General features: G+C 64.8%; 14 protein-coding genes. 8 read left to right on the top strand and 6 right to left on the bottom strand.

Annotated elements, in window-relative coordinates:
* Positions 1 to 132 precede the first annotated feature (132 nt).
* From CLU88_RS06610 to CLU88_RS06595, 4 genes are all read left to right on the top strand, one after another.
* Positions 133 to 831 (top strand): class I SAM-dependent methyltransferase, encoded by a 699-nt coding sequence (locus CLU88_RS06610; protein ID WP_099655909.1) that lies wholly within the window; start codon positions 133 to 135, stop codon positions 829 to 831.
* A 114-nt stretch (positions 832 to 945) separates the two neighbouring features.
* Positions 946 to 1515: a hypothetical protein gene (locus tag CLU88_RS06605; RefSeq protein ID WP_099655908.1), complete on the top strand. Its 570-nt coding sequence runs from the start codon at positions 946 to 948 to the stop codon at positions 1513 to 1515.
* Positions 1516 to 1724: 209 nt separating this feature from the next.
* Positions 1725 to 2063, top strand: a complete 339-nt coding sequence (locus tag CLU88_RS06600) for a hypothetical protein (protein ID WP_233205390.1) — start codon at positions 1725 to 1727, stop codon at positions 2061 to 2063.
* 124 nt (positions 2064 to 2187) lie between these two features.
* On the top strand, positions 2188 to 2937 hold the full coding sequence (locus CLU88_RS06595) for an alpha/beta fold hydrolase (RefSeq protein WP_233205389.1): 750 nt from the start codon (positions 2188 to 2190) through the stop codon (positions 2935 to 2937).
* Positions 2938 to 2974: 37 nt separating this feature from the next.
* On the opposite strand, the gene CLU88_RS06590 is transcribed toward CLU88_RS06595, so the two are convergent.
* The gene (locus tag CLU88_RS06590; RefSeq protein ID WP_099655907.1) at positions 2975 to 5494 is read right to left on the bottom strand and encodes a Lon protease family protein; all 2520 of its coding nucleotides are present in this window, start codon (positions 5492 to 5494) and stop codon (positions 2975 to 2977) included.
* Positions 5495 to 5663: 169 nt separating this feature from the next.
* A complete protein-coding gene (hemH, locus tag CLU88_RS06585) occupies positions 5664 to 6779 on the bottom strand; it encodes a ferrochelatase (RefSeq protein ID WP_099655906.1) in 1116 nt (371 codons plus the stop codon).
* 60 nt (positions 6780 to 6839) lie between these two features.
* Here hemH and CLU88_RS06580 point away from each other — a divergent pair, with 60 nt between their 5' ends.
* From CLU88_RS06580 to CLU88_RS06565, 4 genes are all read left to right on the top strand, one after another.
* Entirely contained in the window at positions 6840 to 7580 is a 741-nt protein-coding gene (locus tag CLU88_RS06580; RefSeq protein ID WP_099655905.1) for an HAD family hydrolase, read from the top strand.
* Between the two features lie 81 nt (positions 7581 to 7661).
* The gene (locus tag CLU88_RS06575; RefSeq protein WP_099658692.1) at positions 7662 to 8510 is read left to right on the top strand and encodes a DUF2189 domain-containing protein; all 849 of its coding nucleotides are present in this window, start codon (positions 7662 to 7664) and stop codon (positions 8508 to 8510) included.
* Positions 8507 to 8719 (top strand): DUF2788 domain-containing protein, encoded by a 213-nt coding sequence (locus CLU88_RS06570; protein ID WP_099655904.1) that lies wholly within the window; start codon positions 8507 to 8509, stop codon positions 8717 to 8719. Before CLU88_RS06575 ends, CLU88_RS06570 begins: the two co-directional genes overlap by 4 nt.
* Positions 8720 to 8877: 158 nt before the next feature.
* On the top strand, positions 8878 to 10203 hold the full coding sequence (locus CLU88_RS06565; protein ID WP_099655903.1) for a hemolysin family protein: 1326 nt from the start codon (positions 8878 to 8880) through the stop codon (positions 10201 to 10203).
* A gap of 34 nt (positions 10204 to 10237) precedes the next feature.
* Here CLU88_RS06565 and CLU88_RS06560 read toward each other — a convergent pair whose 3' ends face one another.
* From CLU88_RS06560 to CLU88_RS06545, 4 genes are all read right to left on the bottom strand, one after another.
* Positions 10238 to 11272: a tripartite tricarboxylate transporter substrate-binding protein gene (locus CLU88_RS06560; protein WP_099655902.1), complete on the bottom strand. Its 1035-nt coding sequence runs from the start codon at positions 11270 to 11272 to the stop codon at positions 10238 to 10240.
* A 30-nt stretch (positions 11273 to 11302) separates the two neighbouring features.
* Positions 11303 to 12754, bottom strand: a complete 1452-nt coding sequence (locus CLU88_RS06555; RefSeq protein ID WP_099655901.1) for a sensor histidine kinase — start codon at positions 12752 to 12754, stop codon at positions 11303 to 11305.
* A 9-nt stretch (positions 12755 to 12763) separates the two neighbouring features.
* Positions 12764 to 13429: a response regulator gene (locus CLU88_RS06550; RefSeq protein ID WP_099655900.1), complete on the bottom strand. Its 666-nt coding sequence runs from the start codon at positions 13427 to 13429 to the stop codon at positions 12764 to 12766.
* A 220-nt stretch (positions 13430 to 13649) separates the two neighbouring features.
* Positions 13650 to 14654 carry a tripartite tricarboxylate transporter substrate binding protein gene (locus tag CLU88_RS06545; protein ID WP_099655899.1) on the bottom strand — a complete coding sequence of 335 codons (1005 nt, stop codon included), beginning with the start codon at positions 14652 to 14654 and terminating at the stop codon, positions 13650 to 13652.
* Positions 14655 to 14749 lie beyond the last annotated feature (95 nt).

Below are 14749 nucleotides of genomic sequence, written 5' to 3'. Positions count from 1 at the left end.
TGAGGGCCTTGGGATGCAGTGCATACATCGACTCGTTTGCCCTCACGCAGGCCGCTGGATGTTTCGCTGGGTGTTCCTTGGGGATGCGCACCTGGGTGCGTTTTGCCATCGCAGCTTTTTTGGTGCTTATTTATGTCTTCTGTTCCCTCTGCCCAAGTCTGTGTGTCGTCGTCTGCTGCCACTGCGTTGGGTGTGGTCTCGTCCAAGGCGCACTTTTGGGATCGCATTGCCCCCAAGTACGCGGCAGACAGAATTGCCGACTATGCAGGGTACGAGACAACACTGCACCGCGTACAAAGCCTGCTGTCCGTGCAGCAAGATGTGATGGAAGTGGGCTGCGGCACCGGCAGCACCGCGCTGCGCCTGGCACCGTTCGCGCGCAGCTTGCTGGCAACCGATGTGTCGCCCCAGATGATCTCGATTGCCCGGCAACGCCTTGCCGCCCAGCCCACACCACAGTTGAGCTTTGCGGTGGCGGACGCAGAGGGCGAGGCGCAGGGGGCCGGTGTTTACCACGCAGTGCTGGCGTTTAACGTTTTGCACCTCATGACTGACTTGGACGGAGCGTTGCGGCAGCTGGTGCAAAGCCTGCGCCCTGGTGGACTGCTCATCACCAAGACCGCCTGCATTGCAGAAATGAATCCGCTGGTTCCGTATGTTGCTGTGCCGTTGATGCGGGCCCTGGGCAAGGTGCCTCCCGTGTTGATTCTGAAGGCACAGCACCTGCTGAGTGCCATGGTGCGCCAGCAACTGGAGATCGTCTGTTCCGAGCGGCATGGCACGCAGGGCAGGGATATCCGTGCCTTTGTGGTTGCCCGAAAGCCGGGCTGATCGCTCCCCCTCATTTCACCGTTGATGTAGCCCTGTGGGTGGGTTGCAGGGGCTTGCTTTGCCCCGCGTTTCCTGCCTAGCCGTTTTTGTCTTTGCGTTTCCAAGGAGTCCGTGATGCCGTTGTCTTTTCCGATACTGAAGTCTATTCATCGTGGCAGCTGCCTGGGTGCGGGCCTGTTGGCTGCGTCCGCCATATCACTGGTTGCTTGTGGCGGCGGCGGTGGCGATGACCCCGATGCGCCAGGCGGTGGTGGCGATGGCACAACACCTGTCGTTGCACTGACCGAGCTAGAGGCCGATTGGGTACAGAAGGGTTGTGTCAAGGCGGGCGCACAGTCTTACAAACGCACCTTGCGCGCGCGCATCACGGCGACGAATACGCTGGACTATTACGAGGGTGTGCTGACTTTTGCGGGCAGCGACTGCGCTGGCGCTTACCAAGCTGCAGGGCCTAGCAAAACAGGGACGGTGACGTTCACCCGATCTGAGGCCAACCCGACGCTGGCTGCACATTGGGGTGAACTGCGCACGGTGATTGGCACTCGTGCTGGCGCCATCTGGACCTTGCAGCCCAACCGTGTGCTGTGTCTTGTGGGCGATGAGATTCCGACGATTCAACCCACCTTGGGCTCCGTGGCGTCTACGGTGGCGACCATTCCCGCAGACACCTGCTACACCCGTTGAAGAACAAGCTGTCCATGACATTTCATCCATTCACCGTAAGCCGCTTGCGGCGGAAACCTCTGTCTTTCATCGCATCAGTGGTGCCTTGCGCTACCACTGGGGCTGCAGCCTTTGTCGCCACCAGAGCGCCGTTGGTATCAGCGGCATCTGCTGCATCCGTCGTGTGCATTGTTGTAAGCGCAGCGCTTTTAGGCGGCTGCGCTTCCACGATGGACCAGGCCGGACTGGAGCAGCGCACGGCCCAAGCCATTGGTCGCGCCCAAGGGCAGTTCACCGTGAGCGATCGCCAGGAAGAGACTGGCGGACGCATCAACTACACCGTCCATACCCGAGACGGTGCCCAATACCGCTGCTACGTCTACGGCGTAACGGGGTTTCAGAATGCCATGACGTTTGGGCAGACGCCGCATTCGGATGCCATCTGCACGGCCATGGTGAGCGGCCCATCGGGCAAGGGCCAGGCGGCCTCTGCCGGAGGAGGCGATGCTTCGGGCCGCAGTGCGGCAAAAGAATGCAATGCCCTGCTGCGCGCAGCAGCACGCTGCTGAAACCATCGTGTGTTCAGGATCCAAGATGTTGTGCGACAGACCTGTGCAGCCCGGCACGAAGACAAGGTGGCATGTCACTGTGGGGTTGCTGTGGCTGGCCCTGAGCCTGGGAGGTTGCGCCACCGTGTCAGGCGCGAACACCGAGATGGTGGATGAGCGCAAGGTGGAGTACGTGCTGGGCGGGCAGGGTACCCCCGCCGTGGTGCTGGAGAACGGCCTGGGGGCGACGCTGGACTGGTGGGCGAAAGTGTGGCCGGAGGTCGTGACCGAATCCCAGGTACTTGCCTACAACCGCGCGGGCTACGGGCGCAGTGATGAGGGCATGGCGCCGCGCGATGGCATGCAGGTGGTCGGCGAACTACGGGCTTTGTTGCATGCACGCGGCGTGTCTCCGCCGTACGTGCTGGTGGGGCATTCCTTGGGCGGGCTCTACATGCAGCTTTTTGCTCGCCAGCACCCTGACGAAGTGGCCGCGCTGGTGCTAGTGGACTCCACCCATCCTGATCAGGTGAAAGGCGCTGGCAGTCTTGAGCGATGGCCTGTATGGCTGAAGTGGCTCTTCAATGCAGTGACTTCGCCGACCGCCAAGCAGGAGCTGGAGCAGTTGGACGCAACAGGAACGCAGGTGTCTGCGCTGCCTGTGGATGGCGTGGTGCCCGTGTGGGTCTTAAGCGCAGCGCGCGCCTCGGGCTCAGCGACCGAACTGGGGCAGGATGTGGATCGAAAGCGGGCGGACATTGCGCGCCTGTATCCCGGCTCAGTGCAGGTGTGGGTGGACAGTGGCCACGGCATTCCACTGGAAAGGCCTGATGCGGTTGTTCAGGCCATTCGGGAGGCTTTGCGGGCGTCGCGCGGAGTGCAGAAGGTTCCCTGAACATGGCGTTGCCCGTGCAACCTGTCTCTTTGATCCATCAGGCAGGGCTTCGCGGTCCACCGCGTCTGCGCCGGGTGTGCCCAGCGCTTTGGCAGGCCCGGCGGTAGCCGCGAAGGGCTTGCTCGGCGCGGCTGAGCACGGTTTCTTCGAGTGCGCTGGCGTGGTCTGGAGGCAGGGCGCCGGGGGCCATGCCAGAGGCTTCGCCTGTGAGCAGAGCAATGCCCTCGCTCACATGCTGCACGGTGTAGACGTGGAACAGGCCACGCTGTACGGCCTCCAGCACCTCGCGTGGCAGCATCAGGTGGCGCTGGTTGCGTGAGGGGATGAGCACGCCCTGCGTTCCATCCAGCCCTGCGGTGGCGCAGGCGCGAAACCAGCCATCGATCTTTTCGTTGATGCCGCCCACGGGCAGCACCTCGCCGTGTTGGTTCAGTGCGCCGGTCACGGCAATGCCTTGGCGCAGGGGCAGGCCTGACAAGCTCGACAGCAGCGCGTACAGCTCTGCACACGAGGCCGAATCGCCTTCCACGCCGCTGTACTCCTGCTCGAACACGATGGACGCATTGAGTGCCAGCGGCGCAACGTGGCTGAACAGCGCCGTGAGGTAGCTGTGCAGGATGAGCACGCCCTTGTCGTGGATGGGCCCGGACATGTCCACCTCGCGCTCGATGTTGAGCAGGCCTTCCTGCCCCGCAAAGGTGCGGGCGGTGATGCGCACCGGAAAGCCGAAGCGGTAGTCGCCCAGGTCGATCTGGGTCAGGGCATTGATCTGGCCGGTGACGCTGCCGCTCAGGGTGATGAGGCGCTCGCCCTCTACGATGGATTCGTGCAGTTGCTCTTCCGGGTAGTTGTGGCGCAGTTGCTGGGCGTGTTGTGCGGCGTGCACGTCGGCAGGCTCCACCAGGGCGCCGTTGCGGGCTTGGCACAGGGTGGCGGCTTCCATCAGCAGGGCTTCGATGTGGGCGAACTGGGCGCTCTGGCGGCCTTGGTCGTCGGCTTCGCGGTGGGCTTGCTCCAGCAGCAAGGCCACGGCGGGGGCGCTGAAGTGGGGCAGGCCCCGGCGTTTGCAGCTGTGCGCCACAAAGATGGCGCTGGCCTGGCGGGTGGCGGGGCTGGCGGCAAAGCGCTCGACAAAGTCCACTTTGGCGCGAAAGCGCCGGGCGGTGTCGGGGTCGGCTTCTTGCAGGGCGTAGTACTCGTCCACCGATCCGATCAGCACGATCTTCACGTCCACCGCGACGGCTTCGGGTTGCAAGGCCACGGGCGCGCCGCCGCTGTTGCCGCCGCCAGATTCGTCGATGTGCAGGCGGTTGCAGCGCAGAAAGCGGCGCAGGCGGGCCCACAGGCCCTCTTCACTGGCCAGGTCGTGCAGGTGCAGCAGCAAGAAGCCGCCATGCGCACGCAGCAGGCTGCCCGCACGGATGCCGGTGTAGTCGGCGTGCGGGGTGTCGCTGTCGTTGTGCGCTTCGATGCTGCCAAACAGGCTGCGGTGCTGGGGGTTGTCTTCGACGATGACGGGGGCGTGGGCCTGACCGTGGTGGTCTACGGCCAAGTGCACCTGGCACAGGTGCAGCAGGCGGTTCAAGGCATTGTGGGCGTCGTCGTCTTCGTCGTCATGGGTGGCGGCTGCCGTGTTGGCTGCGCTGCTGCTTTTGTCGCTGCTGGGCTCTGCAGGGCCGTCTTTGGGCTCGATCAGTTCAAACCAGTGCAGGTGTTGCAGCAGTTCACGCTCGATGTGCTGCAGCCAGACGGGCAGGGGTTCGGGTTGCTCTGGCAAGGCCGCGCGCACTGCGTTCAAGGCCTGTTGCACCAGGGGGCGCACGGTGCGTTTGCGCAGGCTGTTCAGCGCTTCGTCCCGCACCCGCTCCAGTGGCCGCAGGGTGTGGGCAAAGGCCACGATTTCTGCGCGCAGGGCCTGCTCGGCGGCGTCGATGTGGGCGCGTTGCTCTGGGGGCAGGGCGCGGGCTTCGCTCTCGGTCAGGGGTTGGCCGTTGCTGCCGGTGAGTGTGAAGACCATGTGCCCGCCGTCTTCTTCAGAACGGGACAGGTGGAACTGCCGGGCCTGGGCAAAGGCCTCCAGCGTGGCAAAGGCCTGGGCCTCCTGGGCTTCGTAGGCTTGCTCGATGGTGCGGGCCTGGGCCCGAAAGTCGGGGCTGCTCAGGTGGCGGGGGATGTCGGTTTGCAGGGCCTTGGCCAGCTCGGCCATGGCACGGCGCAGCACGCGGCCCTGGCCTGCGGGCAGGCGCAGGGCGCGGGGGCGCTCGGGGGCGTCAAAGTTGTGCAGGTAGCACAGGTCGGGCGGGGCGGGGCGCTGGGCGGCGGCCGCGTGCATGGCCTGGCGCATGAGCGATGCGCGCCCGCTGCCCACTTCGCCCAGCACAAACAGGTGGTAGTCGGGCTGTGCCATGCCCAGCCCGAACTGCGCCGCAGCCTGGGCGCGTTCTTGCCCAATCCAGGGCAAGGGCAGGTCTTGCAACTCGGCCGTGCTGGCAAAACCCAGGGTGCTGGGGTCAATGGTCAGGCGCAGTTGCGAAGCGGGAAGGGCGGTGGCGGGCATGGCTGAAGTGGAGGGCCTGCAAGCGCCAGGCGCTGTGTGCAGAGAATTTCAATAAAAAAGGCTTCTAGCGCAATAGGAATAAGCGCAAGAAGCTATAAATTTGGTAGCAATTTGGCAGGTGGCCGGGGTGTGCGTGCATTGCGCGGGGCCGCGTTGCGCACACCGCTTGTCAGTGTGCCACCGGGCAGCGGCCCTGCGGTGCGCCGCCTGCATGGGCGTGCTGGCGGGCATCTTCCAGCGCGGCTGCGCTGGCCACTTCGGTGGGCCAACCTTGCAGGTGCTGCTGGGCCACGCGGCTTAGCGCGCCAATCCATGCATGGTTGTCGTTGAGGCAGGGGATGTAGTGGAACTCCTTGCCGCCGTGGTGCAGGAAGGCCTCGCGCACTTCCATGTTGATTTCTTCCAGCGTCTCCAGGCAGTCGCTGGTAAAGCCGGGGCAGATCACGTCCACACGGCGCATGCCTTTCTGGGCCAGGGCTTCGATGGTGGGCTGGGTGTAGGGCTCCAGCCACTTGGCCTTGCCAAAGCGCGACTGGAAGGTGATCTGGTAGCGGTCTTCGCGCAGGCCCAGGCGTTCGGCCAGCAGGCGGCCGGTTTTGCGGGCTTCGCAGTGGTAGGGGTCGCCCAGGTGCAGGGTGCGCTCGGGCACGCCGTGAAAGCTCATTACCAGCTGGTCGGGCTGGCCGTTGTGCCGCCAGTGGGTTTCCACGGTGCGGGCCAGGGCGTCGATGTAGCCGGTGTCGTCGTGGTAGTGATTCACAAAGCGCAGCTCGGGCACGTTGCGGGTGCGGGCGGCCCAGGCGTACACCGCATCAAACACGCTGGCGGTGGTGGTGCCGGAGTATTGGGGGTACAGGGGCAGGATGAGGATGCGCGTGGCCCCCTCGGCCTTGAGGGAATCGAGCTGGCTGGCAATGGAAGGGTTGCCGTAGCGCATGGCGTGGCGCACCAGCACGTTGTGCCCGGCTTCGCCCAGCCAGCCGCGCAGCAGGGTGGCTTGCTTGGCCGTCCACACCGCCAGGGGCGATCCCTCGGGCGTCCACACGCTGGCGTATTTGGCGGCCGACTTGGCGGGCCGCACCCGCAGGATGATGCCGTGCAGGATCAGCATCCACAGGGGTTTGGGAATCTCCACCACGCGGTGGTCCGACAGGAACTGGCCCAGGTAGCGCCGCAGCGCCGGGGCGGTGGGCTCATCGGGCGTGCCCAGGTTGCACAGCAGCACGGCGGTGCGTTCTGCCTGGCCGTGGGTGTAGGGGGCTTCTGGGGAGAATGGAGAGAGCATGAGGCGATTGTGGCAAATGCGCCGGAGGCCCGGCCGGTGGTGGAGTATTCTCAGCGTTCCATGCTGCCTTCATCTCTTGACACGCATCAATCCCCAGGCTCTGCCGCAACGCTGGACGTGGGCCGCATCCGCGCCATCTCCATCGACCTGGACGACACCCTGTGGCCCATCTGGCCCACCATTGCCAAGGCCGAAGAGGTGCTGCTGCAGTGGCTGACGCTGCACGCCCCCGCCACCGCCCGGCTGTTTGCCAACACCGAGGCGCTGCGCGCCATACGCAACCAGATGGTGACGCTGCGGCCTGACCTGGTGCATGACCTGAGTGCATTGCGGCTGGAGTCCATTCGCCTTGCGCTGATGCAGGCGGGTGACGAGCCCGCCCTGGCAGAGCCCGCGTTTGACGTGTTCTTTGACCAGCGCCAGCGCGTGGAGCTGTTTGACGATGCCCACGACACGCTGGCTTTTTTGTCGGCACGCTACCCGGTGGTGGCTTTGTCCAATGGCAATGCCGATGTGCAGCGGGTGGGCATTGGGCACTATTTCACGGCCAGCATCCATGCCAAGGAGTTTGGTGTGCCCAAGCCCGATGCGCGCATTTTTCACGAGGCCGCGCGCGCCGCGCAGGTGCAGCCGCACGAGGTGCTGCACGTGGGCGACGACGCTACGGCCGACGCCCTGGGCGCGCTGGGCGCGGGCATGCAGGCGGTGTGGTTGAACGCCGCCGGGCAGGCGTGGCCGCACGGCGCCCAGCCCCACGCCACCGTGAGCAGCCTCACCCACCTGTGCCGTTTGCTGGGTTGATGGCCGAAATGGCCCGGTTCAGCAGCCTGCCTTGCTCCTCTATTTGTTCGACTGTTTAGCTTGACGATTGGTGAAACCGCCATGCCCAAAACACCCCTTCCCTTGCCGCAGGTGCGCACCATTGGCCTCATGCAGCCCATGACGTGGCTGGTGCTGGCTTGGCGTGACATGGCCCGCGCTGGCTGGATCAGCTTTGCCCACGGCTTGGCATTGACGGCTTTGGGAGGCGTGATCCTGGCCCTGGCGCACAACCGCTTTTGGTTGCTGGCGGGGGCGTTGTCGGGCTTCATGGTGGTGGCGCCGGTGCTGGCCACCAGCCTGTATGCCCTGAGCCGAGCGCTGGAGCAGCGCCAGCCCGCAGGCATGGCTGTGGTGCTCAAGACCTGGTTCAACTGGCAAAACAGCCACATCAACAAATGGGGCAACGACTACTGGTGCATGGTGCAGTTTGGCTCGTTGCTGGCGCTGGCGGCCACGGGTTGGGTGCTGACCTCTGCGGCGTTCATCACGCTGCTGACGCCGGTGCCCGTGAACACACCCATGGACTTCATGCGCCATGTGGTGCTGGCCAACGATGGCTGGTTGTTTGAGTGGTGGCTGGCGCTGGGCAGCCTGCTGGCGGCGCCCATTTTTGCGTCGAGCGTGGTGGCCATGCCGCTGCTGCTGGACCGGCGGGCATCGCTGCGCCTGGCCGTGTTGACCAGCTGGCAGGTGGTGGTGGCCAACCCGCTGCCCATGGCGTTTTGGGCGGCTTTGATTCTGGGCTTTACGCTGCTGGGGCTGGGCTCCCTGCTGCTGGGGCTGATTTTTGTGATGCCCATGCTGGGCCATGCCAGCTGGCATGCCTATCGCGATCTGGTGGACGCTTCGAGCCTGCCGCTGCGTGATACCTCGGCACCCCAAGGGCAACGCAGTGGAGTGGCATCGTGATTTTTGGTTTTACCGAAGCGCAAATTTCGGGCTTCTTCCTCACCTACGGGGTGGGGGCTTTCATCCTGTACATGCTGTTCATCATTGGCCAGCTGGCGTGGGAGTCCAAGGCGGGGCGCTTTGGCACCTTCGTGCTGTTCCTCGGATTGGGCGTAGGGTTCATCGGCTTTTTGGCCAAGGTGGTCATTCAGTGGTGGCTGGAGCGGTAAGTCCTGTTCAGGGGGCTCGATATCGGTCGCAGGCCCAGCCAAGCATGTTTCTTGCGTGCCACAACGTGTATGCATCTGCAGGCTTTTCATAAGCTTTTTGCAGAGTTTCTTACAATCAACCGCTTCTTGGTACACAGGGTGCGTTCGGCACCCTTCTTATGGAAATAGCAATACTGTTCGCCCTCATCTGCCTCAATGGGGTATTTGCCATGTCGGAGATTGCGCTTGTCACAGCGCGCAAGGCCCGGCTGCAAAAGTTGATTGATGAGGGCGACAACGGCGCAGCCGCTGCCGTCAAACTGGGGGAAGACCCCACGCGTTTTCTCTCCACCATCCAGATCGGTATCACGTCGATTGGTGTGCTCAACGGTATCGTCGGCGAGGCCGCTTTGGCCGAGCCTTTGGCGATCTGGCTGGCTTCTGTCGGCGTGCCAGCGCCGTACGGCAGCTACGCTGCCACGGGCCTGGTGGTGTTGCTCATCACCTATTTCTCTATCGTGGTGGGCGAGTTGGTGCCCAAGCGCATCGGGCAGTCATACCCCGAAACCTTTGCCCGTTTGGTGGCGCGCCCCATCAATTTGCTGGCGTTGGCCACCAAGCCGTTTGTGTTGTTGCTGTCGGGTTCGACCCGCATGCTGCTGCGCTTGCTGGGCGTGAAGGAAACCAGCGGCAGCCCCGTGACGGAAGAAGAGATCCACGCCATGCTGGTGGAGGGCACCACGGCGGGGGTGATCGAATCGCACGAGCACACCATGGTGCGCAATGTATTTCGCCTGGACGACCGCCAAATTGGCTCGCTCATGGTGCCGCGCGGCGACGTGGTGTGCCTGGACCTGGACGCACCGTTTGAGGAAAACCTGCGTCGCATTGAAGACTCGGACCACGCCCGCTTTCCGGTGGTGCGTGGTGGCATGGATCACTTGCAGGGCGTGATCAATGCGCGGCAGTGGCTGTCTCGTGCGCTGCGCGACCCCAAGCACACCCTGACCGACCAACCCCTGCAGACCGCGCTGTATGTGCCTGAGACCATCACGGGCATGGAGTTGCTGGACAACTTTCGCCTGTCGGATGTGCACATGGCTTTCGTCATTGACGAATACGGCGAAGTGCAGGGCATTGTCACGCTGCAGGACTTGATCGAGGCCATCACTGGCGAGTTCCAGCCACGCGACCCTGAGACCTCGTGGGCGCTGCAGCGCGAAGATGGCAGCTGGCTGTTGGACGGACACATTCCCGTGCCAGAGTTGAAGGACCGCCTGAACCTGGACGCCGTGCCTGAGGAAGAGCGCGGCCGCTACCACACCCTCAGCGGCATGGTGATGCTGCTGACGGGCCGCCTGCCCAAGGTGACAGACACCGTGCAGTGGGAAAACTGGAAGCTTGAAGTGGTGGACATGGATGGCAAGACCATCGACAAGGTGCTGGCCACCCGCATGGAAACCACAGACGACACTCCCGCAGACAGCACCGAGCCTGCCGCCTGAGGTCTTTCAAGCCCAATGCGCCCCGTTGAACGGGTCAGGGCGCGGGGGCCTTCCACAACCGCAGCCCCAGTTCCTTGGCCAGCGCTCGGTAGTCCTCTACGCTTTTTTGCACAAATGCCTCCAGTGCCGCTCCCGTCAGGCGGTGGGGGGCCAGCCCATGCTCCTGGCACAGCGCGGCGTAACCTGGGGCGCTGTGGGCTTGTTCAAAGGCGGCCGTCCATGCGGCCACAGCGGCATCAGGCGTGCCTGCTGCCATATAAACGCCCCGCACGGTGGGCCACACCAGCGCCACGCCTTGCTCGGTGGCCGTGGGCACATCGCGCAGCCGCCCCGGGAGTCGGGCCGGGGCGAGCACCGCCAGCAGCTTGAACTGAGCGCCTTTGGACAGGGCCTTCATGGCTTCTGCCGCATCGCCGGTGAACACGCCCAAGTGGCCACTTTCCAGCGCCTTGATGGCTTCGCCACCACCTTCAAATGACACAAAGCGCATCTTGCGCGGGTCTTGATCTGCGGCCCGCACCAGCAGGGCGGCTTTCATCCAGTCCTGGCTGCCCAGGGTGCCACCAGCGCCAAACACCAGCTTGGAGGGCGCTTCGCGCAGGGCGCGTACCAGCTGCGGCAGGCTTTGGTGGGGGCTGTCGCGGTGCACGGCAACCACACCGTAGTCGGTGCCCAAGGTGGCAATCCAGCGCACGGCCTGCACTGGGTGCGGGCCAAAGCGGCCTTGCGCAATGTTGAGCAGCGACCCGCTGGAGAACGCCACCAGGGTGCCCGGTCCCCCCAGCCGCCCGCTGGCAGCCTGGTCAAATGCCACGGCCCCGATGCCCCCTGGCAGGTAGCGTGTGTGCAGGGCGTTGGCCTGGAGCCGTACCCTGGCGATGGCCTGCGATGCCACAGCACAAGTCAGATCAAAGCCGCCACCGGGCTTGGAGGGGGCAATGCATTCAGCGCCTGCGAATGGGGCCACGGCATCTGCGGCCCAACTGCCGCAGGGCAGCAGCGCGGCAGCGGCGGTTTGCAGGGCTTGGCGGCGCGATGGAGTGAGGGGCTGGTGGGTGGGCGCAAACATGGGGCGGGTGGGCTGGGGGCCTGATTATGGTCACGCCCCGTTGGGGGCCGGCGCGGGCCACCACACCAACACCCGCAGCCCCGGGCCATGCTCGCGCGCCTGCAACCGCAGTGTGCCCTGGTGCCGCTGCGCTATGGAGCGTGCGATGGCCAACCCCAGCCCTGAGCCGGGTGCCTTGGCTCGTGCTCCCCGCCGAAAGCGCTGGCCCAGTGTGGCGCGTTCTTCCTCGCTCAAACCAGGCCCGTCGTCTTCCACGCTCAGGCTCCAGCCCAGGTCGTCGCCAGCGGCTGCCAGTGTGACCGTGCCGCCCGCTGGTGTGTAGGCAATGGCATTGGCGGCGAGGTTAGTCAGGGCCTCGCGCATCAGGTGGGCGTCTGCCATCGCCATATTGCGCGATGGCGAGGGAGGGTGGATGCCAAAGTCAATGTGCTTGGCGCGGGCCTGGGGCAGCAGCTCCAGCGCCACGCTGCGCAGCAGGGCGGCCAAATCCATGGGGGTACAGTCCAGGGCCGCCGTATCGCTGCGGCCCAGGGCCAGCAGCTGCTGCGTGCTGCGCGTGGCGCGGGATATTTCTGCGCCCAGGGCTTCCAGCGTGCTCTGCACTGCGGCAGTGTCGGGTTCGCGCCGGGCGCAGTCGATCTGCATTTGCAAAGTGGTCAGGTGCGTGCGCAACTGGTGGGAGGCATCGTCCAAAAACTGGCGCTGCTGTGCAATCAGCGCCTGGCTGCGCGCCATGTGTTGGTTGACTGCCGAGACCAGCGGCAGGATGTCGGCGGGCAAGTCTTGGGGGGCGATCGGGTCCAGGTCTTCGGGGTTGCGGTCTTGCACCTCTTGCGCCAGACGGGCCAAGGGGCGCAGCGCCAAGGCCAGCGTGCCTGCAGAGCCCAGCACCATCAGCGCCAGGATCAATCCGTCGCGCAGTGCTGCGCGGCGCACAAACCGCTGGGTGAAATCCTGGCGCGACTGCGTGCTTTCCCCCACCTGCACCAAAACCCCTGGCGCAGCCTCTGCGGCGAAAGCTGTGGACGGCGTAGGGCGCTGGTAGGCCACCAGCCGCAGCGATTCGCCAAAATAGCTGGCGTCGTAAAAGCGCGGCACGCCGGGCGCCAATGGGTCCGGTGGCAGTGGCAAATCGGCGTTGCCCAGCTCAACCAGAGCATCGGAGGACGCCACGCGGAAATACACCGAGCCGCTGGCGGTCAGCTCAAAAAATTCGAGCATGCTGTAAGGCAGTTCGGCCGACAGCCCGCCCGACGCAGTCGATATGCCTGCATCAATGGCCTTGAGTGCCCCCAACAGCGAACGGTCATAGGCTGCATTGGCGGCTTCGAGGGCGTCGTGGCGTGTCATCCACAGCTCTAGCGCCGTGACCAGCGCCAAAAGAGGGAGCAGCACCAGTGCCAAGCGTTGCCACAGCCGGGTGCGGGGGCGCTGCCTGTGGGGCTGCGGCGGTGCCTTTTGCACCCCGGCGGCCTGTGGCATCGGCCGCATTCAGTCGCACTCCAGTGCGTAGCCCAACCCTCGCAGGGTGGTGATGCGCACGCCGCTGCCCTCCAGGCGTTTGCGCAGTCGGTGCACAAACACCTCCACGGCTTCGGGGTGCACGTCCTCGTCGTCCGAGAAGACGCGGTCCAGAATCTGTTGTTTGGAAAAAGGCTCGCCACTGCGCTGCACCAGCACCCGCAGCACCGCTTGCTCGCGGGGTGACAGGGGCAGGGGCGCGCCTTGCAGTGTGAACTGCTTGCGGGCGCTGTCGTACACCAGCGACCCGCAGGCTAGGCGTGGGTGCTCGGTGCCGCGCGCGCGGCGCACCAGGGCATGCAATCGCGCCTCCAGCTCGGCCAGCTCGAAGGGCTTGGCCAAAAAATCATCGGCCCCGGCGTTGAGCGAGCGCACGCGCTCTTCCAGTGAGCTGCGGGCCGTCAGGATCAGTGCGGGCAAGCGCTGATCGCGTTCGCGCAGGCGCTGCAACACGGTCTGCCCGTCCAGCCCTGGCAGCCCCAGGTCCAGCACCAGCGCGTCGTAGTCTGACTGCTGCAGTGCCCGGTCGGCCAGGCGCCCATCGGTCACCCACTCGACCTGAATGCCTGCGTGCTCCAGCGCACGGCTGAGCCAGGTGCCCAGGCTGTGTTCGTCTTCGGCCAAAAGGATGCGCATGATGGGGCGATGCTACCGTTTGTGCGGATGGCGTAGCTTGCATCCAGCGGTGGGCTATTCAACGCGGAGCGGCGCGCAAGCGCCAGCAGTCAGCCTGCGACCACGCGCTGCCCAGGCCAGGCAGCCGTGCAAGGGCCGCGCCGCCGCACTGGCTGCATCCCCCTTCCCGACTCGCGCAGCGGGGTGAGAGAAAGGGGGGAAACGCGAAGCGGCTCAGGGGTTAATCGGGTTTGACCTTGGCGCGCAGCAGCACTTTCTTCCAGCGCTCTTGCTCAGCGGCGATGAACTGCGCAAATTGTGCCGGTGTGCCGCCAATGGCCTCTGCCGCATCGGCGTTGAGCCGCTCCAGCGATGCGGGAGCCTTGACGGCTTTCATGGTCTCTGCCGAGAGCTTGTCGAGGTTGGCGGCCGGCATGTTGGCAGGCGCGAGCATGCCGTACCACTGTGTCATCTCAAACCCCGGAAAGCCTTGCTCTGCCACGGTTGGAACATCGGGCAACTGCGGCAACCGCTTGGCTGAGCCTGTGGCAATGCAGCGCACTTTGCCGGATTTGATGAACGGCAACATGGCGGCTGCGCCCACGGCCGAAGCCTCAAGGCGGCCCGACAGCAGGTCGGTCATCATGGGGCCGGTGCCGCGGTAGGGCACGTGCAACATGAACAGATCGGCCGTCATCTTCAGGTATTCAAACGCCAGGTGACCCGCACTGCCATTGCCCGCGGACCCGTAGCTGAGCTTGCCGGGGTTCTTCTTGGCGTAAGCAATGAATTCTTTGAGATTCTTCACCGGCACATCGGGGTGCACCACGTACAGGCTGGGCACCTTGGCCAGCAGACTCACGGGCTTGAAGTCCTTGTTGGCGTCGTAGGGCAGCTTGTCAAAGATGAACGGGTTGACCGCCAGGGTGCCGATGTGGCCCAGGATGAGGGTGTGCTGGTCTTCAGCGCGTGCCACTTCCGACATGGCAATGTTGCCTGCCGCGCCCGGCTTGTTGTCCACGAACACGCTCTGACCGAGGGTTTTGGACAGCTCGGCCGCCGTGGAGCGCGCCACGATTTCAGAGCTGCCGCCGGGCGCAAAGGGCACGACAAAGCGCACCGACTTGCTGGGCCAGGCTGCTTGTGCAGAGGCCAGTGACGGCAGCAGGCCGCCCAGGGCCAGGGCAGAGCCTGTGCCCAGCCACTGGCGTCTTGTGGGGTGAAGGGAAGGGGTGTTTTTCAACATGGTCTTGTCTCCTGGTGTTGTTGTGATGTGGTGGTGAATGATGGCGCGGCTTGCCTTGGTCGTCCATGATGGGCGGAGTTCAGCAACGCCTGAAA

It is taken from the genome of Acidovorax sp. 56 (assembly GCF_002749705.1).
Classification (GTDB): Bacteria; Pseudomonadota; Gammaproteobacteria; order Burkholderiales; family Burkholderiaceae_C; genus Acidovorax.
Note: the sequence above shows the minus strand (reverse complement) of the source record. Positions and strands in the feature narration are given on the sequence as shown.